The organism is Niabella ginsenosidivorans, assembly GCF_001654455.1.
In the GTDB taxonomy this organism is placed as follows: domain Bacteria; phylum Bacteroidota; class Bacteroidia; order Chitinophagales; family Chitinophagaceae; genus Niabella; species Niabella ginsenosidivorans.
The window spans coordinates 49,332-72,700 of record NZ_CP015772.1 but is presented as its reverse complement, the minus strand read 5'-3'; the positions used below and the strand labels follow the sequence as shown (position 1 = coordinate 72,700).

Annotated in this window: 20 protein-coding genes; 11 read left to right on the top strand and 9 right to left on the bottom strand. The window is 44.9% G+C overall.

Annotated features, from left to right (window positions below):
- Window positions 1–110: 110 nt before the first annotated feature.
- Entirely contained in the window at window positions 111–2,450 is a 2,340-nt protein-coding gene (locus tag A8C56_RS00340; RefSeq protein WP_067750598.1) for a PDZ domain-containing protein, read from the bottom strand.
- A gap of 120 nt (window positions 2,451–2,570) precedes the next feature.
- On the opposite strand from A8C56_RS00340, the gene rnpA reads away from it, so the two are divergent.
- The 4 genes from rnpA to A8C56_RS00320 all read left to right on the top strand — a co-directional run bounded on the left by rnpA (window position 2,571) and on the right by A8C56_RS00320 (window position 5,025).
- Window positions 2,571–2,969, top strand: coding sequence for a ribonuclease P protein component (gene rnpA, locus A8C56_RS00335; RefSeq protein WP_067750595.1), 399 nt, complete (start codon window positions 2,571–2,573; stop codon window positions 2,967–2,969).
- Entirely contained in the window at window positions 2,953–3,183 is a 231-nt protein-coding gene (gene yidD, locus A8C56_RS00330) for a membrane protein insertion efficiency factor YidD (RefSeq protein WP_067750592.1), read from the top strand. Before rnpA ends, yidD begins: the two co-directional genes overlap by 17 nt.
- 24 nt (window positions 3,184–3,207) lie before the next feature.
- Window positions 3,208–3,582: a holo-ACP synthase gene (gene acpS, locus A8C56_RS00325; protein ID WP_067750589.1), complete on the top strand. Its 375-nt coding sequence runs from the start codon at window positions 3,208–3,210 to the stop codon at window positions 3,580–3,582.
- Window positions 3,583–3,729: 147 nt separating this feature from the next.
- A complete protein-coding gene (locus A8C56_RS00320) occupies window positions 3,730–5,025 on the top strand; it encodes a phenylacetate--CoA ligase family protein (protein WP_067750586.1) in 1,296 nt (431 codons plus the stop codon).
- Here the strand turns inward: A8C56_RS00320 and A8C56_RS00315 are convergent.
- Window positions 5,022–5,423 (bottom strand): RDD family protein, encoded by a 402-nt coding sequence (locus tag A8C56_RS00315; protein WP_067761362.1) that lies wholly within the window; start codon window positions 5,421–5,423, stop codon window positions 5,022–5,024. The genes A8C56_RS00320 and A8C56_RS00315 overlap by 4 nt on opposite strands.
- A gap of 244 nt (window positions 5,424–5,667) precedes the next feature.
- Here A8C56_RS00315 and A8C56_RS00310 point away from each other — a divergent pair, with 244 nt between their 5' ends.
- From A8C56_RS00310 to A8C56_RS00285, 5 genes are all read left to right on the top strand, one after another.
- Entirely contained in the window at window positions 5,668–6,216 is a 549-nt protein-coding gene (locus A8C56_RS00310) for a hypothetical protein (protein WP_067750583.1), read from the top strand.
- A gap of 255 nt (window positions 6,217–6,471) precedes the next feature.
- Window positions 6,472–8,007 (top strand): HAL/PAL/TAL family ammonia-lyase, encoded by a 1,536-nt coding sequence (locus A8C56_RS00305; RefSeq protein ID WP_067750580.1) that lies wholly within the window; start codon window positions 6,472–6,474, stop codon window positions 8,005–8,007.
- 120 nt (window positions 8,008–8,127) lie between these two features.
- Complete coding sequence (gene fabG / locus A8C56_RS00300; protein WP_067761359.1) at window positions 8,128–8,856, top strand: 3-oxoacyl-ACP reductase FabG; 729 nt, start codon at window positions 8,128–8,130, stop codon at window positions 8,854–8,856.
- 268 nt (window positions 8,857–9,124) lie between these two features.
- Window positions 9,125–9,448 carry a hypothetical protein gene (locus A8C56_RS24260; RefSeq protein WP_157097826.1) on the top strand — a complete coding sequence of 108 codons (324 nt, stop codon included), beginning with the start codon at window positions 9,125–9,127 and terminating at the stop codon, window positions 9,446–9,448.
- A gap of 138 nt (window positions 9,449–9,586) precedes the next feature.
- Window positions 9,587–10,078, top strand: coding sequence for an RDD family protein (locus A8C56_RS00285; RefSeq protein ID WP_067750571.1), 492 nt, complete (start codon window positions 9,587–9,589; stop codon window positions 10,076–10,078).
- Window positions 10,079–10,087: 9 nt separating this feature from the next.
- On the opposite strand, the gene A8C56_RS00280 is transcribed toward A8C56_RS00285, so the two are convergent.
- Window positions 10,088–11,632: a TPM domain-containing protein gene (locus A8C56_RS00280; protein WP_067750568.1), complete on the bottom strand. Its 1,545-nt coding sequence runs from the start codon at window positions 11,630–11,632 to the stop codon at window positions 10,088–10,090.
- Window positions 11,633–11,833: 201 nt separating this feature from the next.
- On the opposite strand from A8C56_RS00280, the gene A8C56_RS00275 reads away from it, so the two are divergent.
- On the top strand, window positions 11,834–13,993 hold the full coding sequence (locus A8C56_RS00275; protein ID WP_067750565.1) for a heavy metal translocating P-type ATPase: 2,160 nt from the start codon (window positions 11,834–11,836) through the stop codon (window positions 13,991–13,993).
- Window positions 13,994–14,456: 463 nt separating this feature from the next.
- Here the strand turns inward: A8C56_RS00275 and A8C56_RS00270 are convergent, their stop codons facing one another.
- The 3 genes from A8C56_RS00270 to A8C56_RS00260 form a co-directional block, all read right to left on the bottom strand.
- Complete coding sequence (locus A8C56_RS00270) at window positions 14,457–15,497, bottom strand: patatin-like phospholipase family protein (RefSeq protein ID WP_067750562.1); 1,041 nt, start codon at window positions 15,495–15,497, stop codon at window positions 14,457–14,459.
- A 16-nt stretch (window positions 15,498–15,513) separates the two neighbouring features.
- Window positions 15,514–16,041, bottom strand: coding sequence for a hypothetical protein (locus tag A8C56_RS00265; protein ID WP_067750560.1), 528 nt, complete (start codon window positions 16,039–16,041; stop codon window positions 15,514–15,516).
- 61 nt (window positions 16,042–16,102) lie between these two features.
- On the bottom strand, window positions 16,103–18,247 hold the full coding sequence (locus A8C56_RS00260; RefSeq protein ID WP_067750557.1) for a helix-turn-helix domain-containing protein: 2,145 nt from the start codon (window positions 18,245–18,247) through the stop codon (window positions 16,103–16,105).
- 457 nt (window positions 18,248–18,704) lie between these two features.
- Between A8C56_RS00260 and A8C56_RS00255 the strand changes: the two genes are divergently transcribed.
- Window positions 18,705–19,796 carry an AI-2E family transporter gene (locus tag A8C56_RS00255; RefSeq protein WP_067750555.1) on the top strand — a complete coding sequence of 364 codons (1,092 nt, stop codon included), beginning with the start codon at window positions 18,705–18,707 and terminating at the stop codon, window positions 19,794–19,796.
- Here the strand turns inward: A8C56_RS00255 and A8C56_RS00250 are convergent.
- Genes A8C56_RS00250 through A8C56_RS00240 form a run of 3 tightly spaced genes read right to left on the bottom strand, consistent with a single transcriptional unit; the run spans window position 19,788 to window position 23,345 of the window.
- On the bottom strand, window positions 19,788–20,981 hold the full coding sequence (locus tag A8C56_RS00250) for an FtsX-like permease family protein (RefSeq protein ID WP_067750553.1): 1,194 nt from the start codon (window positions 20,979–20,981) through the stop codon (window positions 19,788–19,790). The genes A8C56_RS00255 and A8C56_RS00250 overlap by 9 nt on opposite strands.
- 9 nt (window positions 20,982–20,990) lie before the next feature.
- Complete coding sequence (locus tag A8C56_RS00245) at window positions 20,991–21,632, bottom strand: ATP-binding cassette domain-containing protein (RefSeq protein ID WP_067750549.1); 642 nt, start codon at window positions 21,630–21,632, stop codon at window positions 20,991–20,993.
- 12 nt (window positions 21,633–21,644) lie between these two features.
- The gene (locus tag A8C56_RS00240) at window positions 21,645–23,345 is read right to left on the bottom strand and encodes a DUF4836 family protein (protein WP_067750547.1); all 1,701 of its coding nucleotides are present in this window, start codon (window positions 23,343–23,345) and stop codon (window positions 21,645–21,647) included.
- Window positions 23,346–23,369: the final 24 nt, after the last annotated feature.

Genomic DNA, 23,369 nt, shown 5'->3' with positions numbered 1-23,369 from the left:
TGCCTACGGTATATTTGCAAAGAATAAGGAGTAACAGGAAACAAGAATGTTATAACGCCTCCGGCCCTCTGCCGGGAGCCAACTATTTGTAGCCCCATAAGAGGCTGGTTTTACAGTACCATCAATAACGTTTGGGATTGCTGGTTCCGGATCACTTCCAGCTTTATTTGTTTTTCGCCGCCGTTGATCATGGTTTTCAGATCCTTTACATTTCGTATGGGTTTACCATTTGCGCTGCGAATTACATCCCCCTCCCGCAATCCGGCCGTTGCCAAAATCCCCGTACCCGGAGTTATTATAATTACCCCCGTTTCATCGGGCAGTCCGTAGGTGGAGCGGTCGCCCAGGCCATCTACCGACTTTACTTTTCCTTTTAAAAGGTCCGTTATGGGTTCTTTATCACTTGCAGCCGCATCCAGCAATGGCGGAATGGGCGCCCGTTTTGCAAGCTGCTTTAACCGGCTCGTCTGCACCCCAAATTGATCCATAGGGAAATTCTCAAACCCGATGGAAAAGGCGGCCGCACCCGGCAACAATGAAAAATCGCCTTTGGCAGCATCCTTAAAAACCAGGGGGCCTGTACTACTGTGCGCATCTGTTTGATCCGCCCGGGCCGCATCAAGACTTTTTTCCGTCATAAAAAAATTACTGTCGATCTGCTTTCCCCAGTATTTCACTGCAATAGGCGCATACGCTTTCATGATGATATTGTGCCGGAAAATATCGCCGCTGTTCTGAAACCAAACATGCGGATGAAAACTGTTGTTGATCATGATATTATTTTCTACCATCCGGTAAAAACCTTCACGCAATTTTAGCCCGCCATTCAAACAAAGATTATTATAGATCCGGTAATTGGAAGACCCATCGTCCAGGTCAATATCCCAGCCATGATCACAGCGGAACCGGTTGTTGCGGATGATTGTTGTTTGCTGTGCATCCAGCAAAATCAGTTCCGAATGCAGGGCAACCAGGCTGTCCATATATTTCCGGTCGGTTGCCCAGTACCGGTCGCGCCCCCAGGAATTAAAAGCCCCATGATCACCGGTTTCCAGAACGGTATTAAACACATCATTATATTCCAGCAGGTGCCCGCCAAAGCAACCATCGCCAATATTGATGCCTGCACGCGGCGTATTATAAATACTGTTATGACTTACGGTAATATGGGAAGCGATCTCTATTTCAACACCGGTAGCCTGTTTTTCGATTTGCCCGATGTCGTGTACCAGGTTATTATCTGCCACGCAGTATTGGGGATAGGCTGCCGATTTAGGCCCCGGCGTTTTATCCATTGCTGCGTAAGGAACATATTTTCCATAACTGAAGGAGGGCGACCGCACTGCATCCGCATTACCCACAAAACAAATACCGCTGGCCCCGGCATATTGAACCAGGCAGTTCTGAACAGTATCTCTTTTATTATAACCGCTCATCATTATAGCATTACCGCCTATGCCGTTAAAGGTGCAGTTGCTGATCCTGCAATCTTCCGTTCCTTCCAGGTACACCGCTGCCCCGCGGTAGATCGTCCAGTCGCTGCGCAGCAATGGCTCCTTTGTTTCCATAAAACTGCGCTCATTATGTGCAAATTCAATCCCGCTTATTTCTACATTTCTTACAGGATTTGTACTGCTTCCCAATAGCCGGATCGTTTGCCGGAGCACCGGAACCTCTGCCAGGGCTTTTGAAAGATTGATGCCCGGACGTGGAAAATAATACAGCAGCTGCGCTTTTTCATCCAGGAACCATTCACCCGGCGCATCCAGTTCTTCAAAAATATTCTCCACGAACCGTTCTCTTTTGTGTAGGGGTGAAGGCCGGTTATTCTGCCAGCCACCTTCCAGTTTCAGGTTCCCTTTCGCGTTAGCCGAAATAATTTTGTAATGAAAACTTCCCCATTCAGCAGCATGCAGCGCATGCACATAGCCCCCTTCCGGGTTTTTCCATTTCTTTACCCTTTCCGGGGCAATAGCATCCGCAGCCGTGCCGTTAAATACTTTAGCCGTGGAATCATAATCAGGATATCTTGCCAAAACCTGTAACTGTCCGTTTATATACAATCGCTCAAACACTGTTCCCGCAGGCACTTTGGCAACATAGATCCCGTTCTTATACGGTTTCCATTGCAGGGAAAGCTTTCGTCCCGCGCTGAATACCACTTTCTCATTGTTATAATTACGGATGGTTAGCGACCGGAATAACAATTTAATACCCGCCAACTGAACGGTTTGTGAGAAATAATAAGTACCTTTTCTTAAATAAATGGTTGCATCTTTTCCTTTTAGTACCTGCGCTTTCTGAAGTGCCCGTTCCAATGTAAGCAGGGGCTTTGACAAGGTACCGGGGTTGGAATCGCTTCCATTTGCGTCAATATAAAACGCTGTTTGGGCATCACCGGTTACCGTACCTGTGAATACAATTAGCAATAACAATAAAAGTCGAAGCATACCACTAACATAAACCTTTTTTTGATCCGCTTTTAATAAATATTACCCGGTTATTAAACAATACCATCCCGTTATTCCTTTCCGGCAAATGCGCATACTTGGTTATTTTTGCATTGATTCATGTCCGTTTTAAAATATACTTTTCCGAAAGAAGAACGGCTTAAAAGCCGGAAAAAATTGCAGGAACTTTTCAGTTCCGGTAAGCGCATTTATGCCGGCCCTTTAAAGCTTCTTTATGTAAGTGAACCCGCTCAGGCCGGCTTTGTAAAATGTGGCGTAGGGGCAAACGGGCGTTATTTTAAAAAGGCAGTAGACAGGAACCGGATCAAGCGATTATTGCGGGAAGCTTACCGGCTGCAACAACATTCCCTAAAGGAGCATGCGTTGAAACAGTCAACCAACCTGTCTGTTTTCCTGTTATTTACGGGAAAGGAGCTCCCTGATTACGGATCCATTTATGAATCGGTGGAAATAGCTCTGCAGAAATTACTGAAGCAATTAAATGAAGTGGCTGTATAAAATACTAAGTTTCCCGTTTGTGGTGCTCATCCGGTTCTACCAGTTGGTCATTTCTCCCTGGATGGGGCCTAAATGCCGGTATACGCCTACCTGCAGCCATTACGCATTAGAAGCTTTTAAAAAGTATGGCCCCTTTAAGGGTTTCTGGCTTTCCATAAAACGCATTTCCCGCTGCCATCCCTGGGGAGGAAGCGGATATGACCCGGTACCATGAAATATAGATATAAAATAAAAAATAATGATCAGCGGCTTAGGTTTTGATGTTATAGAAACAGAACGCGTAGCAGAAAAGATCCAAAAGGAACAGGGCTTCCGGGAGCTGGTCTTTGCCCCTGAGGAAATTGCCTATTGCGAGCCCAAAACACATAAATACGAGCATTATGCAGCCCGTTTTGCCGCCAAGGAAGCCTTTTTTAAGGCATTGGGCACCGGCTGGGCCAATGGCACTTCTTTTAATGAAATTATGATCCTGGGCGATGAAAACGGGAAACCGGAAATTCATTTAAAAGGGCAAACGGCTGTTACCTTGCAATATGTCCGGCTGGATAAAGTAAAAATATCCCTAAGCCATTTAAAAACGATTGCTGCGGCAGTTGTCATTATAGAAGACTGAGCTTGTTTATCTCTCGCAGACTGCGCTGACGAACGCAGAATTTTCATTTACCTTTTTACGAGATTTTGCGCTTTCAGCGGGGCTTTATGCATTACATCTCAACTGATAAATGTCCAACCCAAAATTATATATCCTACTTTTGAGGCAATGAACGAGTTACCATCCTTATCCTTTCAGCCGGCAGGGCATATAAAGACTCACCAGGAAAAAAAACTGGTCAACCTGGTACAGTACCTGAAAGTAAACTCACCTTTTTATAAGCGGCTGTTCCGTGAAAACAATATTGACCCGGACAACATCCGGCATATTGAAGACCTGGCCCAAATTCCTCCTACAGAAAAGGAGCACCTGCAATTGTACAATAAAGAATTTGTGTGCGTACCGCAGCACCAGATCGTGGAATACATGGCCACTTCCGGTACAGTGGGCAGCCCGGTTACTATTGCGCTTACAGAAAATGATCTGCAACGTCTTGCTTATAACGAATACTGTTCCTTTGTTTGCGCTGATGGCAGCGCTTCCGATATCTATCAGCTGATGCTCACGCTCGACCGGCAGTTCATGGCCGGCATTGCCTATTACCTGGGTATCCGCAAGCTGGGCGCCGGGCAGGTGCGCGTGGGGCCGGGTGTTCCGTCCCTGCAATGGGAAGTAATTGAGCGTTTAAAGCCCAATGCCATTGTAGCGGTTCCTTCTTTTATTGTAAAGATGATCCAGTATGCCAGAGAAAACGGTATTGACCTGGATCAGTCTTCCGTAAAAAAAGCGATCTGCATTGGTGAAAACCTGCGGAAGGAAGATCTGAGCCTGAACATACTCGGCACCAGGATCACCGAAAACTGGAACATACAGCTCTACTCTACTTATGCCTCCACTGAAATGCAGACCGCATTTACAGAATGCTCCGCGGGCAGGGGCGGGCACCAGAACCCGGAGCTGGTGATCCTGGAACTGATCGATGATAACGGCAACCCCGTTGCGCCGGGTGAAATAGGCGAAGTGACCATTACCACGCTGGGCGTGGAAGGCATGCCCCTGCTGCGCTACAAGACCGGTGATCTTTGCCGCGCTTTTTATGAGCCCTGCTCCTGTGGACGACATACCACGCGGCTTTCGCCCGTCATCGGCCGCAAAAAGCAGATGATCAAGTTCAAAGGCACTACCCTGTTTGCTCCCGCCCTGTTTGAGATCATCCATAAAATGGATGCCATTAAAGAGTATGTGACAGAAGTATACAGTAACGAGATCGGCACTGATGAAGTGCTCCTCTATATATTACCGGCCAACACATCCGAAGAAACCGATGGCAAAATAAAAACCTACCTGCAGGCCCGCCTGCGCGTAATGCCGCATATAAAGTACCTCACAAAAGAAGAAATGCAGCGGTTGCAGTTCCCTGAGGGGGCCCGGAAACCGGTAAAGTTCATTGATAAGCGGGTTTAACCGGCGGTTGACTGTTTGATCATTACGCTTCCTGAGGCAATGTCATGAATGGCCCTTTTTTTAGGATTGGTGCCGATCGTTAAGAAAGAGATCCACCCTAAGAACAGTTTAACGGGATATCTTATAAGTGCCTGAAGAAGGCCGATCCGTTTTGTTTCATCCGAATTTTTCCGGACCCTGATCCCTTTAATATAGTTCCCCAACGTGAACCCCAATGTGGTACAAAGTGGTTCATAAGCGATGATCAGAGCTATAAATAAGACGATCCGTACCCAATCCGGTACCCTTTCATACCGGTCCAGGATGCCGGCAAACACAAACATCAGGATGATAATAAAAAATGTGTCGATAAATGTAGACTGAATCCTGTCGATCAGTTGAGGATACCGCTTTTCCATAACAGTTATAGGTTGATAAGCAATTAAGTTATAATCTAAATGTAGTATTAATTCCCCTTTTTGCTGAAAAAATTTGCACGGCCCGTGTTCCACTCAAAAAAAAGGGTTGCACCTGGTACAATTCCACTTGAACACTAAAAATCATAATACACTCATTATAAATATATTATAATTTTTTTAAAACGGCAGGTATGTAACAGGATTTGCTAAGGCACCCTATTTGTACTCCTGTTAAAAAAAAGCGATGGACACTAATACCAGGAAGAACCAGGATCTGAAGGATCCTGAAAAAGATCAGGCAAAATTACAGCCCGACAAAGACACGCTGAACCTGCCCGATGCAGAAGACATCCCCGGCCAGGAAAATATACACCCTCCTGATCTGCGTGAAATGGCCGATACCACTATTGCCTCGGATGATGAAGAGGGCGTAGGCATCTTTGACACAGACAATGAGCGCCTTACCCGCGGTATTGCAGAAGATAACCAGCAGCCGGACGATGCTTCAGAAACGGCTCCTTCTTTGGATGAAAGCCGCCCCGGCGGCCAGGAAGAGGCAATAACAAAGGAAGAGCAGGAAGCACTGGAACAAACGGGGTCTATTGATGATGAGAACCTGCGCCGAGCACGGCCGGATGATAAGGACGATGAAGGAGACCCTTTGAACGAAAGTTCCGGCGCCACCGGAAAGGATCTGGACATCCCCGGCGAAGAAGAGGACGATGAGGACGAAAACAAGGGAGAAGAAGACGAAGAAAATAATGAATACAGCCTCAGCGATGATAATGCATAATAGATCACATTAGCTTTTCCTTCCTGGAAAAAAACCGCAGGTTCCGGTTTAAAAATATTTTCCGGCTATTGAGACAGTAAAAGCTGTTTCTACTATGATCTGCCTGTTCAAACAGGGGCATGTCTGGGTTTTACGGTTTAATGGAGTCGGGGTACCTATATATACAAACGCCTGTAAGCCACCGAACAATTATTTTGATACCCGCGATATATTTCGTTTTTTTGCCGCCTGTTTAACCAATTTTTAAAATAAAAAATGATCATAGTAGGAGGGAAAAGGCTTTCACTACAGGATTTTAATGCAGTTATACTGGAAAGCCAGCCTGTTACACTGGATGAAGAAGCCTTAAGGCAGGTAAACACCAGCTTTGAATTTCTAAAGCAATTCTCCAGCAATAAATTAATCTATGGCATCAACACTGGTTTTGGGCCAATGGCACAATACAAGATCAGCGAAGAGAACATCCTTGAGCTTCAATATAATTTAATCCGCAGCCATAGCAGCGGTGGCGGCAATATACTTCCACCCTTGCAGGGCAAGGCAGTAATGCTGGCACGGCTCAACAATCTGATGCAGGGGTATTCCGGCATAGACCCCAAACTGACACAGTTACTGGCTGCTATGATCAACAGCAATCTGATACCCTGTATCTATGAACATGGCGGCGTAGGTGCCAGCGGCGATCTGGTTCAACTGGCGCACCTTGCATTGGGTATTATCGGGGAAGGCGAGGTTTGGTATGAAGAAAAAATACAACCGGCTGCCGGGGCTTTTCAAAAAGCAGGGCTGGAACCTTTAAAAGTACAGATACGCGAGGGCCTGGCACTGATCAACGGAACATCGGCCATGACAGGAGTAGGATTGCTGAACCTGTTGCAGGCGCAGCAATTGCTGAACTGGGCAGTAATGCTTTCTGCTATGACCAATGAGATCATGGAAGTATATGATGATCATTACTCCCACGAGTTGAACGCCGTAAAGCATCACAGGGGGCAGCAACACATTGCCCGTTTGATGCGTAATATCCTGGAAGACAGCCGGCTTATCCGCAGCAGGTCGGAACATCTATACAATCCTGAAAATATTCAGCACGACGTATTTGAGGACAAGGTACAGGAGTATTACTCACTCCGGTGCATTACCCAGGTACTGGGGCCGGTTTATGACACGCTGGCAAATACAGAGGAAGTAGTTGTGGACGAGCTCAATTCTGTCAACGACAATCCCGTTGTAGATGTTGTCAACCAAAATATTTTCCATGGCGGTAATTTCCATGGCGACTATGTGTCCTTCGAAATGGACAAAATGAAGATTGCGGTAACGAAGCTCACTATGCTGGGCGAGCGCCAGCTGAACTATCTGGTAAACGCACGGCTGAATCAGAAATTTCCGCCGTTCGTAAATCACGGGGTGTTAGGTTTAAATTTCGGAATGCAGGGCATCCAGTTTACCGCTACATCTACAACGGCGGAAAACCAGACGCTCTCCTTCCCTATGTATGTGCACAGCATTCCCAATAATAACGACAATCAGGATATTGTAAGCATGGGCTTTAATGCAGCGCAGATCGCAAAACAGGTCATAGGGAATGCCTATGAGGTGCTGGCCATACAGGCAATGACCTTATTACAGGCCATTGATTACCTGAACCGGCATGACCAGATGGCTGTAAAAACAAAAACAGTTTATGAATTGCTGCGCAGGGAATTTCCCCGGTTCAGCAAGGATTATCCGCTCTATAAAGACCTGGCCAAAGTGCGTGACTTTATGAAAGCACATCAGCCATTTTAATTTAGTAGTAGTTTTGAAGCCGGCTTCAGCACTACTATCAGGCATTCTTGCATCGCACACTTCAGCGGCAGAATGTCTGGCAGCAGGAATCAAAGATCAGAAAATCTCAAATCAGCAAATATGAACTGGGCATTGGTAACCGGAGGATCCCGTGGCATTGGAAAGGCCATTTGCATACAACTGGCACGACAAGGCTTTCATATACTTATTAATTATAAGGGTAATAAAGAAAAAGCGGAAGCTACCCTGGCCGAAGTAAAGAAAGCCGGGGCAGATGGGCAGTTGCTGGCCTTTGATGTAGCTGACCGTAATGCGGTACAGCAAATCCTGGGCGGATGGATAGAAGCCAACGCAGATAAAATCATTGAAGTGCTGGTGAATAATGCCGGTATTAAAGACGATGTATTGCTGATGTGGATGAAAGATGAGCAATGGGATGGAGTGGTAAATACCAGCCTCGGCGGCTTTTTCAATGTAACCCGGCTGGTGGTAAATCAAATGTTGCGCCAAAGGTATGGGCGTATTATCAATGTTGTATCTTTATCCGGTTTAAAAGGCCTGGCAGGGCAGACCAATTATTCTGCTGCAAAAGGCGGGGTCATAGCGGCCACCAAAGCCCTGGCGCAGGAGGTAGGGAAACGAAATATTACGGTAAATGCAGTTGCGCCCGGTTTTATAAAAACTGATATGACGGAAGACATTGACGAGGGGCAGATGAAACAGCTGATCCCCGCCAACCGCTTTGGCACACCGGAAGAAGTGGCCCATGCCGTTGGCTTCTTTGCTACCAAAGAAGCCGCCTATATTACAGGGCAGGTTCTTTCCATTAATGGAGGGTTGTATACCTGAATTCTTTAATATATAATTCAGTAAATTATATTATATTTACTTATTAAAACAATTTTGCTCCCTTTGCTATAAGAATTATGAAAATATCAATCATCTAAACGATTATTACCTGCTGTAACCACTAACTATTAATAATTACTATGAAAAATTTGACTTTGAGCCCAATTGCTGTAATTATATTAATCACAACGTGCTTAATATTTCCAGGATGTAAAAAAGAAGTTACGTATGTACAGTCCCCGGTGCCGGCTTATAAAGCGGAGGGCATTTGGATAGGCAGCTATACTGTAGAATTTACCCGGAGCTTGGAAGCCAATATTACAGTCTGATCCTGAAGCCTGACGGAACTGCGATTAACGAAACAAAATGGACGGACCAAACACATATTTCAACAGGTACATGGACGATGAGGGGAGATACACTTATATGTAACACTACCTGCATCTATGGCTACGGGTACAATATTGGTGTACAGGAAGTTCATACTGCCGTTTTCGATAAAAAAAACGGAGAAATGAAAGACGGCGAATGGAAGAATCCAAGTCCGGGAACAGGAACGGGGTCATTTAAGATAATAAAGAAAGCAGATTAAGCTCAAAAATATCCCTATCCTGCCGGGTTACCTGCCGTAGATAGGCAGAAGGGGTTTATTCCTGTGAGGCAGATTTGTTCCTGTATTGGTTAATGCCTAATTTTACCAGAATTTTAAACTGCAAAGTAAATTGATTATATGTACCAGGAACCGGCTACCGGCCAGCAAATCTCAATTTTTGACACTGATTACGAATATGTAAGAGCAAGCGCCGGTAAGCGCCTTGCCAATTATCTTATTGACTTGGTGGTGTTTTACTGCCTGTTTTTTATACTCGGAATCATTATTGCGCTGATAGCCCCTGACTTTATTGATGCGCTGGCTAATGGTGATCAGGGTTTAAACCTTATAGACAGATTATGCACCCTTGTTTTTTATGCCCTTTATATGGGCCTTATGGAAACAATCTTTAAAGGGAGATCAATCGGCAAGCTGGTTACAAAGACCAGGGCTGTTAATGCAGACGGGAGCATCATTTCTTCCAAAACCGCTTTCCTTCGGGGCTTTAGCCGTGCTGTTCCGTTTTGCGCATTCAGCGCGTTGGGAACTCCATGCGACCCATGGCAGGACCGGTGGACCCAAACCATAGTCATTGATGAAAATCAAAGAGAGGAACTGCACACAGTTTAACCGGCAGCATCACCAGCTACTGCCGGCACCGCCACCACCAGAGCTGCCACCACCCCAACTGCTGCCGGAGCTGGAAGAAGAACCGCTGCTCCAGGAACCACCGCTGCTGCCGGATGAAGAAGAATTACTTTTTTTGGGAATCGTATATTCTTTTTTTTCCTGATAACCGCAGTATTTACATTCATATACTTTTAGCCCGATACCGCTTCTGGAATAGGTAGCTGATTGAATGGTAGTGTCTGATTTCAGGCAATACGCCATTGTGTTGCATTTGGGGCAATGACTGTACTTACTGCTTAATAAAACGCCATGCAGCTTAAATTCCTTACTTCCCTGCTCCGCCCACACATCATAATCTACAGACTTTAGTTGTTCTTCCAGCTTTTGGGCCTTGGTAAGATACGCATCATCCTGTTTTTCATCCAGCAGACGCATTTTGCTACCAGTATGGCTGATCACCATGCCCTGTTTCAAACGTGCCAGGTACTGCCCTACCGTTACCCGGTAATTACGGAGTGGAAAAGGAAACAGCTTACCGGCAACAGACTGTTTCCACCTCTGATCCAGCTGCCGTGCGTATAGATACAAAAGATCATATTCCGTTCTTTTTCGTTCTTCCAGCTTTAAGCGATACAGGAGCCAGTACACTGTAGAAGACAGGTAACCTACTCCGTATAAATAAAAAAATGCAAGCCCGGTAAAAAAATTGATCTTAATGCCCGCAATAACAAATACTATTACCGCAAACAATACATAGGTACACAAAAACTGGAGAAAAGAGAACCACCAGGGTCTTGCAGAAAAGAAAAAATTATTTTTGTCTTTACTTTTAAATACGTTAATAAGCCCTGCAACTAAAAAGATCCCATAAAACAGTAACATCCAAAAGCCTCCGAACCCAACATGCCTTCTATATAAATCAAAAAGATCCGTAGCCGCAGGAGCTGATGATACGAGTTCAGTATAGCCTGCACCCGGGGCAACCGGGCTCCGGCCATATACTTCCCCGGTTTTTTGCTCATCAGCAACTGCATTTCCCAGAAGCACTTCGCATACCTGTTCCACCCCGTTGAGCACCGCAGCATCATAATCACCTTTTTTTGCATAGGGCACCATATATACTTCCTGGATCTGTTTGGGAACAAGATCTGTCAGCTTACCTTCTAACCCGTATCCTACTTCAAATTCCATTCTCCGCTGGTCCATCACCAGCAGGATCAATACACCGTTATTCCTGCCTTGCTGACCAATCCCCCACCGCCGGAGCAGCTCTGTTGCAAAGCTGCGCGGCTCCTGCTTTCCGATAGAGTTCAGTACCACCACTGCCACCTGGTCAGTTGTGGAATCTTCCAGTTGTTTCAGATAAGCATTGACAGAAGCCACCGTGCCGTCATTCAAAACGCCATCCGGATTGCTTACATAATTCCCGCTTGCATGTGCTTTGGGATCAGGAACATTATTAATGGTCCATTTCTCCTGGGCAAAAACACTTGCCGGAAGCAGCAAAAACAAATAGAAAAACACAATGGATAATGGCCGGCCCGGCTTTGTCATATGTCAGATAAATAGTAGTTAAAGATAATGAAATGAAGGGAATTGAGTTATCAGTGGTCAGTAATCAGTAGCCAGCAGCTATATGAACCATGGGCTATTTGAAACTCCGTTACAATAAAAGAAGAAAGTTCTGCAACAGCGTTTTAATAAAAAGGGCCAATTCAACCATATTGCCTTCTTTGTTGTGGTACCTTTGCAGGTATGGAGACCAATGAGAAAATAAAATGGACAGTGGAAGGAATGGATTGTCCTACCTGTGCACTGACCATTAATAAATACCTGGAAAAAGAAGGGATGAAAAATGTGAAGGTAAACTTTGCCACTGGGGCTGTAAGTTTTGACCTGACTGGTACCGCTGATGAAGCGGAACTTTCCAAAGGCATATCCGGCCTGGGATATAACGTGGTAGCAAACATAAATGAACACAACCATACGCACACGCACAGCCATGAACCTGCACACGGCAAAAACAGAGCATTCCTTAGCACCAATATGCAGCGGTTCTGGTTTTGTTTGCCTTTTACCCTGATCCTTATGCTGCATATGCTCCCGATAATGCACGGCACCTGGCTGATGCAGCCCTGGGTACAGCTTATTTTAACTTTGCCCGTACTGGCCGCAGGACTGTCTTATTTTGGTGTTAGCGCCATTAAAAGCATCCGTAACAGAATGCCTAATATGAATGTGCTAGTAACCATCGGGGCACTGGCTGCATTTGTTTACAGCTTATACGGAACACTGACCCACCAGCATGCCTATATCTTTTATGAAACCGCTGCTACTGTAATTACACTGGTGTTCCTGGGAAACTATATGGAAGAGCATACCGTTACCTCCACACAGGCACAATTAAAAAAACTGGCACAAACACAGGTAGTAACAGCTAATATGATTGCCTACGACCAGGATCATAATGAAAATATATTTCCTGTTGAAAGCAATGCGCTGCGTACGGGCGACCTGATCCTTATAAAAAACGGTGAGCAGGTTCCGGCAGACTGTAAGATTCTTTGGGGCGATGCAAACGTTAATGAAGCCATTATTACAGGAGAAAGCATACCGGTAAAAAAACAATCAAAAGATAAGCTCATCGGCGGAAGCGTTCTGGTAGATGGTACCGTTAAGGCCCAGGTTACTGCGGTTGGGAAAAATACGGTTATGGCCGGCATTGTTAATATGGTGTATGAAGCCCAGGGTGAAAAGCCGCCGGTTCAGCAGATGGCTGATAAGATCAGCACCGTTTTTGTACCGCTGGTGCTACTGATAGCGCTCCTTACGCTCATCATCAACTGGGTTATTTTGCAGGACTTTACCCATGCCCTCATGCGCGCTATTGCCGTGCTGGTCATTGCCTGCCCCTGTGCAATGGGCCTGGCCACGCCGGCCGCCATTGCCGTAGGCCTCGGCCGCGGAGCCCGTAACGGAGTACTGTTCCGCAATGCAACAACACTGGAACGCTTTAAAGACATCAGGCAGGTTGTTTTTGATAAAACGGGCACATTAACCACCGGTAATTTTTCTATATGCAGCTATACGGTTCTTGATCCTGCAATTGAGGACGACGCATTCAGATCCATTGTGTATTCTTTGGAAAAATACTCTAATCACCCTCTTGCAAAAAGTACAGCAAGCGCCTGGAAGACGAATAAAGAGATCCGCTGGAAAAATATCCGTGAAGAAAAGGGATTGGGTATGATGGCAGTGGATAAAGAAGATAACCGATACAGCGCCGGTTCCCATGCTATTGCACCCGGCCACACAGCAGAAGAACATCACAACATTTATGTTACAAAAAACAACCAACTGATCGGTACCATTGACCTGAAAGATGAACTGCGGCCCGAGGCAAAACAGGTGGTCAATTATTTTCACAGCAAAAACATTAAAACGATCTTACTGAGCGGCGATCGTTTTTCAAAAGCAAAACAAATTGCTGACGAGCTGGGAATTGACGAGGTAATTGCAGAAAAGGCCCCCGGAGAAAAACTACAGATCATCGGGGAAAAGAATGCGCAGGTGCCTACGGCAATGGTGGGGGATGGTATTAATGATGCGCCGGCCCTGGCCAGGGCCACCATTGGCATTAGCATGAGCGATGCCTCCCAGATTGCCATGCAAACCGCCCAGGTGGTATTGACCAATCATGGATTAAAGCATCTGCCCCTGGCAATGGGTTTAGGCAAGCATACCTATAAAACTATTAAGGAAAATCTTTTCTGGGCTTTTTCGTATAACATCATAGCAATACCGGTAGCCGCACTCGGGCTCTTAACCCCAATGTTCGGCGCGCTTATTATGGCTTTTAGTGATGTGGTACTGGCCATCAACAGCGGAAGGCTGGCCGTAAAAAAAGTGGTTTAAATTTATCCTGTTTCGATTGAATTAATTGCTCCGGTTTCAGCATCATTTATGAATGAAAATTTTATAGGAGCTCCTCTTGGCTAAAAATCAGCACCCCGGGCAAACACATAAATTTCAGAAATAAAAAACAGATGAAAACAGGTCGTCCGTAAAACGGGCTTTGTTGCCTGGCCTCCATAAATGCTACCCGTATATAGCCCTTAAAGAGGCCTATATAGATAGTAGACCAATAAATGTCCAATTAAAATAAGCCGTATAGCGGCGGCATATTCTTCATTCAAAAAAAACTATATGCCGGTTGTAAAACACAACCGGAAAAAACATTGGGCTTCTTTGTAAAAGACACAGTTTTTCTCGTATCCTACATATACACCATACAGCTTCAGTACGGGCGCAGAGTGCTTTGTCTTTTAAATGAAAACACATAAGGTACGCACAGCATTTCACGGTCTCCTGCCTGCTATCAGGCCCAGTCTACATCTCCGGGCTTTAAACTGGCAACATAGGCGGCCGCTGTTATTGCACCTGTAGCCAGCATATTCTTCATTTCAGCAGGATCAAACTCCAGTCCGCCGGGCCCACCACCCAAAGGATGGTCCGGTTGTATAATATGCCACTTAATGGAAGATCGATCCAGTAAATTTTTATAGGCAGGGTTCTGGTTGCTGAAATAATTTTTTATTGCTTGCTCCGGAACACCGGCACTTTTCATGCTTTGTCTTGCTTCGTTGATATAATTGATAAAGCTGATGAACTGCTTTGGCCCGTAAAGATCATTGGTGCTGACGTCTGTAATAAAAATATCAACGGTTTGTAAAAGGATCGAAAAAAGATTGGTATACTGAACGTTGTCCGGAACGCTGTTTTTTGCAGACAGCAAAATGGTAAACAGTTCTGTAGCGCCTGCATCCAAAGCAATGCCCATGCCCGCATATTCCCGTACACCGCCATCCACAAACTGATAATCCGGATTGGCGCTGCCGGTTATATTTTTGTTTACCTGTACAGGAGGCATAAATACAGGCTGACTTGCAGAAGCCATTATAGCTCTCCGGAAATGGTCCGCGTTCTGTATTTTCTGCACGGTATAATAGCCTCCCGCAGCCGGGTTGGGATCGGTTGTAAAAACCACCAGTTCCTGCGATTGCAGGCAGGTGGAGGTGAGATAGATCTTTTTCCCCGCGTTAATGAGCGAAGCATAAAAATCGTCTGTATAGATCTCTTTAACCCTTGCTCCAAGACCGTTTGCCGTAAAGAGAGAAGATTGGTTCAATCTTGCTCCTATATTGTATTTCTCTATAAGATCATCAGTGGTAAAGCTGGTGTACAGGTGTTCCAGGGTATTCAGTTGCTGCATGGCGGCAAGAGGAGCAATCAGCGACCCGGTACTCGTTCCTACCACCGTATCAAAATTCAGCTGGTAAGTAGTTACAAGGTCTTTAATAACACCTACGGCAAAAGCGCCTTTAGAGCCGCCTCCGCTTATAATCAGGGCTTTGTTCATACGATCTGTATTGGTCTTAAAATTCGTTTACAATCTTTTTCCTTTTATTGAACTGGTAGCCGATAAAGGACTGGAACCACCAGTTGTTCAAACGGTAATCCCGTTGCGCGGTAATACCCAGCTGCACTTTCTGCAGCAGTTCAACACCAATGCCTCCACCGGCCATTTGCTGATGACTGGTACCCCAGTTAGCTGCTGCTATTAAATGAATATTGGCAAGGCTGCCGTAGTTTTTTGTTTCTATGGTTGCCAACCTTAAAGCCGCCATTGGCCCGAACAGCCCTGAAGCTTTTTTGTCATTATAAGCCAGGGCGGCGTTAGCGCCCAGCCGCAGCGTATTGGCAATAACCGTTACCTGGGGGTTGATCGTTAGCCCGCCGGTATAGAGATCCGGTGTATACGAACGGAAGCCCGTGGTAAAACCATTATCCAATTTTATTAATAAAAGGGCGCCTTTGGTAAATTCCGTTACCTGTTGCTGCGCATTTGCAGAAAAGGTAATAGTAACCAAAACAGCAGTGAGGGTAAATATTTTAAAAGGCATTGCCAATGTTTTTATAAAAGTAACTCATTGGAAAGGTTCGTGGTATCCCCTTTTTAAGCGATCAGAGTGATTGTTTTACCGTATTTTTCTTTTCCTTACCGGCAAAATAGGTAAAATGGTTGATGAGCACGCGCAGCTCATGGAACTCAAATGCCGGTAACGCAGTTTTTGCCTCGGTTAAAGACGCCCATTCACCGGGCTTAAAATTACTACAGAACGTTTGAAGCTGTTCCGGTGAAAAAAGCTTTTCTACATCAATAATACCGGTTACGGCAACCTTTGCAAAATGCCCGTAAATGGTACTTACAGACAGATTTCGAAGGGCGGCGATCTCTGCTGCGGTTTTTCCCTCCTCCAACAATTCATAGCTGATAATGTGGGATGGCTTTTTAGTAACCTCCACACTGATATCTGTGCTTTCTGTTTCAATAAACAGGTTTTTATCCAGTAAATGAACAGTTTTAAGCGTATTCAGGTATTCTTCCAGTTCGTCAAGTACTGTTTTAGCAATCGTGTTATAAGCCTTTAAACCTTTGACTCCTTTTGTGGTGCTGTAGTGATCTCTGAAAGGGATAAAAATAGTTTCATATACCTGTTTAAAAAAATAATTGACGGCCCCGCTGCTTTTATCTTCAATAATACTCCAGCTACCAGGCGTGGTGTTTTGTAATTGCCGCTTAAGGAACTGCTCAAAATTGTTAAAGGTTCTTTCAAGTGCGCGGGACGTAGTTTTCAGCAGCGCGCTTATTGCAATGAAATCCTCCTGGTTTATAAAATGACTGTCAGTTCCTGCGTGGATCCATTCTTCGATTGCAGTGCTGAAACGGGCAGTGCTCAATACCTGCAATAATTTGCTGATGGCAAAGTCATTTTTTTCAGCTGCATAAATGTCTTCGATCTTTTCAGAAGCATTAGTAGCTTTATGAAAATCAGCAATGCGCTCGTCTTTAAAAATGTTGGATGCGCGAATCGGCGATTTTAATACAATGCCCTTTAATGTCCGGCACCGGCTCAAAGCTACATATACCTGCCCGCTGGTAAAGGATTGCCCCGCGTCAATAATAACGTTGTCAAAAGTCAGGCCCTGGCTTTTATGGATGGTCACCGCCCAGGCCAGCCGGAAAGGAAATTGTTCATAGCTTCCCACAATTTCTTCCTCTATCTCTTTTTTATCATCCAGGTAATACCGTTTATGCTCCCATACTTCCCGTTCCACTACAATTTCAGTAGCGGAGTCATCCGGCAGAACCGTAATGGCATCCGGCTTTATTTTCAGCACTTTTGCCAGCCGGCCATTGTAATATTTTTTTTCCTCGGATGTATCGTTTCTTATGAACATGACCTGTGCATCCGGCTTTAAGAGCAGCTCCGGGTCATTGGGATAAAGGTGCTCTTTAAAATCTCCGTTGATAACGGCTTTGCAGGACGTTCCTTTGCCCGGCAGGGCCTTTAATTCTTTTGCATTGATGGCATCTGCCATATAATTGTGCGATACCAGGTACACATAAGCGTTTTCCGGCTCAAAACCTGGCCGGTAGCGCTGGTTCAGGAGCTCAAAATCAATGGCATCTTTTTCACCATTACGAATCGCATTGAGCAGGGAAATGAACTCCGGATCACTCTGCCGGTAGATGGTGCTCAGCTCTACCGTAATAAAGGGGGTAATCTGCAGGGCTTTTGATTCAAAAAAATAGGGAGCCGCATAATACCGGCCCAGGATCGCTTCGGAGCTCTGCTTTACTACAGGCGGCAGCTGGTACAGGTCACCGATCAGCAATAACTGTACACCTCCAAATGCCTGTGTGGAACGCCGGGCAGACTTCAATGCCCAATCGATCATGTCCAGCACATCGGCCCTTAGCATGGATACCTCATCAATGATCAGCAGCTCAAGCGCCCGCAGCAGCTTTAGTTTTTCCTTCCTGTATTTAAAATGCGGCAACAGTTGCGGAATATTAATGGCTTCATTCCGGTCAACCGGCTCCGTTGTTGGAGCAAAAGTGATCAGCGGCAATCCAAACAGGGAGTGGAGCGTTACTCCACCGGCATTGATAGCGGCAATGCCAGTAGGCGCTGCCACCATATGCTTTTTGGTGGTTTTCTTTGTAAACTCGTTCAGAAAAGTTGTTTTACCTGTGCCGGCTTTACCGGTCAGGAAAACGCTCCGCTGTGTATACTCAATGATATTGAAAATTTTTTCGGTCAATTGTACTTTGTTTTTCGCGGTTATCAGCCTGGCAAATATAAGATTTAATAATTATTTCTGTCCCACCGCGAACTGCAAACGCTGCTGCTCTGCGAAACCTGTAGTCTTTCAGTCCTATATCCTAGCCTTAGGATACAGGAGGCTGAGCAAAAACTAATATCAGCCTGATGTCACAGGAGCCTGTCGAACTGTTGACGAAGGTTAATCCCTTAATTGTCTATATTTCATCAGGCTCAATAGGAAAATCAAGGAGCCTTTGGGGTCAGCCCCAGCGAGGAAGTTTTAAACTTTTAAGAAAAAAAAGGATGCGAAGCCAAAGACTTCGCACAGCAGCAATGAAACAGCTGCCGGCATAATAAATATATTATAAATTAATACTACCTGCCTGATAATTTAATAAATAATCCGGCACAGACTCTTAAAACAAATATTTATTTTTAAGGTATAAACTTTTTCTATGAGTTATAAGAAGATCGATGATAACATCCTCCGGCAAATCGTACTAATATTGCTTATTGGCATTATAGGATTTATGATTTTTTTTAACCTGCGTTATTTTACGCCCGGTGTTTTAGGAGCCATAACCCTATATATCCTTTTCAGGAATACGTATTTCAGACTTACAGAAAAAAGAAGATGGAAGAAATCGCTGGCGAGTATTTTTTTAATGGTGGTTACCCTTATTGTTATTGCCCTTCCTCTCTGGCTGATCATTGAAGTAATGATCCCGCAGATCAGCAGCCTGCTTGCCAATAAACAGATCATTATTGAAAAATACAATGCAGTAAAAGCTTTTATAGCCAGCAAACCGGTGCTGAACCGCATCAACCTTTCTGAGGAGGCAGTTATGCGCACGCTTGGAAAAATAACGGCTTATTTTCCGGGGATCTTGAACTCCGTAGCGGAAATATTTGTGAATATTTTTACTGCCCTGTTCATTCTTTACTTTATGCAGGTCAATTCCCGTGGAATGGAAAAACGGGTACGCCTGTTTATTCCTTTCAGCGATGAAAATACACATACCCTTTGGGAAGAAACAAAAATGATGGTACGCTCCAACGCCCTTGGTATACCCATTCTGGCATTGTGCCAGGGCCTTGTGGCGGTGCTGGGATACTGGATCTTTGGTGTTGATAATTTTGTGATGTGGGGGCTGATAACAGGAGCGGCTTCCATGGTGCCTGCAGTTGGAACTATGATCGTCTGGATACCTATATGTATTGTGCAGTTTGCCACGGGGCATATAGCCAACGGTATATGGCTGACGCTTTATTGCCTGGTTGTTGTAGGCGGCATTGATAATGTGCTGCGGTTCACCATCCTGAAAAAGATCGGGGATATTCACCCGTTGATCACTGTTTTTGGTGTAATACTGGGGCTGAAACTGTTTGGCATAATGGGGCTGATCTTTGGCCCGTTATTTATGAGCTATTTTATACTGCTGATACAGGTGTACCGTATTGAGTTTGGCAGGAGGAGTGAGGCCCGTGCCGCGCGTACAGAAATGGAGGAGCACCAGGCGGAAGCAAAGGAAAAAGGATTACCCTAGCTGATGCAATAATTTTTTTACGAGCCTTGCGTTGGTAACAACGGCCATCAGAATTAACAATACTGCTAACAGGAGCACCATCCAGCTTACTGCGGTTGACAATTCCGGCCGGTTGAACAGTACAAATTTGTGAAAAGCCCATTGCATCAGTTGGGTAAACAAGAGTGCTGTCAATACAATAAATATATACACAGGCACGAATTGGTTTGATACATTTTTACCCAGCCATTTGGGGGAATATCCCAGTGTTAATAACAGCTCCAGGCTTTCCCTGCTGCGCGCAATAACCAGCTGCAGGTAAAAGGAAAACAGCATCAACGCTAATACAACTACCAGCAATCCGAAAATGCCCAGTCCGCTAAAGATGCCCTGCAGTACCATTTTATTTCTGCCAAGCAGTGTTTTGTCTTTGTTGACGACGTAATTTTTTGAATCGAGGTAGCGGATCAGCTGCGGGTCATTCACATCCTTTAATTTCAGAAATAAACGGCTGGCCTCCTGCCGGTTCCTGTTGCTGAACGTCCGGTTGGCCCATTCCAGGAAATTTTTAGGAACCAATACAGAATTTACGCGATCACTGAAAGCAACGATCCTCCCCGTAAAATTTACTGAATTATCCCTGCCAAAACAGGTGATCACAACAGGCATGCCCATTGCAGATTCTTTGGAAAGCTGTGGCAGGCCCTGCCCCGGGGCAAAAATATTATAGATTTCAAAAAAATCGGAGGAAAGAATGATGGGAATATTCTGCTCTCCTTCCTGCCATTGAAAGCTGGAGGGAAGCGTATCAATAAATTCATTATCCAGCGCTTCCAAAAACATATCCGTGCTGAAGGGAACAATATTTCCTGCGCTCAGTTGAACACGGAAATCATTGGCCAGCAGTGGAGAAACCCCTGCAATAAAAGGTTGCTTTTTTATGTCTTCAATATCCTGCGGCTGAAAAAGATTTTTCTCCGGTTGCCCCATTGTTTCATTGGTGATGTTTTTGGTAATGGAAACAAAATCGAACCCGTCTTTGCGGATGCTTCCTTCTTTGAGCAAATGCTGGATATTGATGAACATCTGCACGGAGCACAGCAATAACAAAACACCAATTCCCAGCCCGATATACGAGAACCAGCGGGAATAGGCGCTGGTACCGGTTTGTAATAAAGGCTTTATGGGCTTAAATGCTACTGCCACAATAAAAGATTATAGGTGATATAACTGTGTTGCCGGAAAATACGCGGCCCTTTCCAGTTCTGCAAAAATAACGGCCGCGTTCCTTTTGAAGGCTTCTTCCAAAATCAGCCCGATGGCTTTTCTGGAATTACTGTCGTCCAGATGGCTTACCGGTTCATCCATCAGTAATATATCAAAAGGCTGTAACAGCGCTCTTATAATAACAGAACGCTGCTGCTCTCCATACGAACAGTTTTTTGCAAGCGCGTTCAGCCGGTGGTCAATGCCCAGTGCCCGGGCCATTTCAATGATCCGCTCCTGCGGATGATACGGGTTTAACTGCCGCTTGATTTCAAGGTTTTCCAGCAGGGTCTGCTCCTCAAAAAGCCGCATGTCCTGTAATATGATGCTTACATGATCTTTACGCAATGCGGCTATATCCTCTTTGCTGCAATTTTTCAGGTTCTTTCCGTCATACAAAATGGTGCCGGTATAGCTTTCCCTCATTTTGTATAAAAAATGAGTTAAAGATGTTTTGCCCGTACCGGATGGCGCCACAATATTTACCAGGTCGCCATTGGAAAAAGAAAGCTCTTTTCCCCATATTTCTGATGTGGTTTTACGCTCCTGTTCAAAATAGTCCGGCAGCAGATCTTTTACTTCCAGCTTCATGAACTCCTTTAATTAGTTTGACGGAACAACTGTTGGCGGTGCGGGAGGGGTAACTGTTGTATCTTCCATCATTGGAAAGTCTTCCGTGTATGATTTTTTTGGTGTTGCCTGGTACACCTGGTCAATATACCTATTCAATTGCTTCAATGCATTGGTATTGGCATCTGAGAGGTTGATTGCTACTTTGCTGCTTGCTTCGCCATCTTTCAGGTCTGAATACAGGGTAACATTTTTCCAGAAGGCGGCAGATAGTTCCAGGCCTTTTTTATAGGAAGTATCTTTGCTGTTGGCAATAACAGTCCGGAAGATCTTCTGAAGGTTGATGTAGCCGCCAAAAGTATGCCCGTTAAACGATTGTGCATAGGCCGGCTTTTTATTACCCGCCAAAAAGGCGTCAATACCGGGTTGGGTATTGCTTACAACAAACCATTTATTATCCAGCTTTTGTTTTACCTCACTGTTGCTGCTATCCGTTTTGGGCAGCTGGCTTTTTACTTCTTTATTGAATACATCAATCAGTTTTTGAAAACCGGCCTGATCACCAACCGCTGTTCCAAAAACAAAATCAAATTTTGTTTTGTCTTTATCGTATGAGATATTTTCGCCGCTATCCAATGTAATAGCAGCCGGTGTGCTTGAAACGGTAATATCAGATAAAGCAAAGGCATATTCTCCTTTTACCGCCTTTGAAATATCAGAAGGATTGATGCCTAATTTGGCAAGACCTGCATTTGCAAAACCATCTACTCCCAGCAATTTTATGAAATCCAGTAAGCCCTGTGTTGGAAAGTTCAGGGCAAACGCGCCCAGCACGTCTCCGTCCGGTAAATGGCTGATGGTTTCATTACTGATGGTTTTGCCCGAATATTTTTTTATAAAATCGGTCATTTCCTTACCATAATAGTTTCTGCCCTCCATGGTTATTTTACCATTATCAAAATTGACCTTACCGGCACCAATATTTCCATCCAGTATGGTGCTGAATTTCATCATTGATAAAACACCGGACAGCATACCTCCGTATAAAGTGCCGCTGTTTACCCAGTAATGCATATCTGCCTTATCGCTGATGAGTGATTCAAAACGCTTATCGCTGTCTAACAGCTGATCGCCTTTGAGCCGGAAGGTATTTCTTGCAAATGTTTTTAAACTGTCAAGGCTGTATTTTTCTGTACGTCCAAAGGCATTCCCATATCTGCCGGGAACTTTGCCCTGTAAGTCGGAGGCATCTGCAATGAAAACAAAAAGCCTGTCGTTGAAATAAATAACTGATTTTTCGTCATCGCCGATCTCAGCAAAATTCAGGTCGCCATCCCTGGCAACCTTTATATGATCCTTTGTTTCCCCGATCATCCTGGAGAACTTTGCTGCATCTTTCAGACTCCCTTCAATAGCTACATAACCATTGCTGGCTGTACGTTTTAAAAAAAGCACCAGGCTTCCCTTAGGATCAATACCGGATATTTCCGGATCATTTAATAACTGTTTGGCCAGGGAATCCTTTGATTTGTTAAAGGCTTCGGTAAACCAGGAGGTTTGCCGGATCTCTGCCCAGGATAGCTTGGAGGAGAGCGTGGCCAGATCTACATGGATGGCTAAGCCTGCATCATTGGGGATCAGTAACCCTGTTTTGCCGCCTTTGTTACATGCTGCGATAAAAACTGTAAGGAAAATACCCAGGATGAACAGGCTTTTGTTTTTCACGTTTGTCATAGTATATTGGTTTTTAGTATTTGT

Excerpts from the sequence above, each read along its gene's own strand:
- A8C56_RS00340 (WP_067750598.1), bottom strand. The coding sequence starts at position 2,450 with ATGCTTCGACTTTTATTGTTATTGCTAATTGTATTCACAGGTACGGTA.
- rnpA (WP_067750595.1), top strand. The coding sequence starts at position 2,571 with ATGTCCGTTTTAAAATATACTTTTCCGAAAGAAGAACGGCTTAAAAGC.
- yidD (WP_067750592.1), top strand. The coding sequence starts at position 2,953 with ATGAAGTGGCTGTATAAAATACTAAGTTTCCCGTTTGTGGTGCTCATC.
- acpS (WP_067750589.1), top strand. The coding sequence starts at position 3,208 with ATGATCAGCGGCTTAGGTTTTGATGTTATAGAAACAGAACGCGTAGCA.
- A8C56_RS00320 (WP_067750586.1), top strand. The coding sequence starts at position 3,730 with ATGAACGAGTTACCATCCTTATCCTTTCAGCCGGCAGGGCATATAAAG.
- A8C56_RS00315 (WP_067761362.1), bottom strand. The coding sequence starts at position 5,423 with ATGGAAAAGCGGTATCCTCAACTGATCGACAGGATTCAGTCTACATTT.
- A8C56_RS00310 (WP_067750583.1), top strand. The coding sequence starts at position 5,668 with ATGGACACTAATACCAGGAAGAACCAGGATCTGAAGGATCCTGAAAAA.
- A8C56_RS00305 (WP_067750580.1), top strand. The coding sequence starts at position 6,472 with ATGATCATAGTAGGAGGGAAAAGGCTTTCACTACAGGATTTTAATGCA.
- fabG (WP_067761359.1), top strand. The coding sequence starts at position 8,128 with ATGAACTGGGCATTGGTAACCGGAGGATCCCGTGGCATTGGAAAGGCC.
- A8C56_RS00285 (WP_067750571.1), top strand. The coding sequence starts at position 9,587 with ATGTACCAGGAACCGGCTACCGGCCAGCAAATCTCAATTTTTGACACT.
- A8C56_RS00280 (WP_067750568.1), bottom strand. The coding sequence starts at position 11,632 with ATGACAAAGCCGGGCCGGCCATTATCCATTGTGTTTTTCTATTTGTTT.
- A8C56_RS00275 (WP_067750565.1), top strand. The coding sequence starts at position 11,834 with ATGGAGACCAATGAGAAAATAAAATGGACAGTGGAAGGAATGGATTGT.
- A8C56_RS00270 (WP_067750562.1), bottom strand. The coding sequence starts at position 15,497 with ATGAACAAAGCCCTGATTATAAGCGGAGGCGGCTCTAAAGGCGCTTTT.
- A8C56_RS00265 (WP_067750560.1), bottom strand. The coding sequence starts at position 16,041 with ATGCCTTTTAAAATATTTACCCTCACTGCTGTTTTGGTTACTATTACC.
- A8C56_RS00255 (WP_067750555.1), top strand. The coding sequence starts at position 18,705 with ATGAGTTATAAGAAGATCGATGATAACATCCTCCGGCAAATCGTACTA.
- A8C56_RS00245 (WP_067750549.1), bottom strand. The coding sequence starts at position 21,632 with ATGAAGCTGGAAGTAAAAGATCTGCTGCCGGACTATTTTGAACAGGAG.
- A8C56_RS00240 (WP_067750547.1), bottom strand. The coding sequence starts at position 23,345 with ATGACAAACGTGAAAAACAAAAGCCTGTTCATCCTGGGTATTTTCCTT.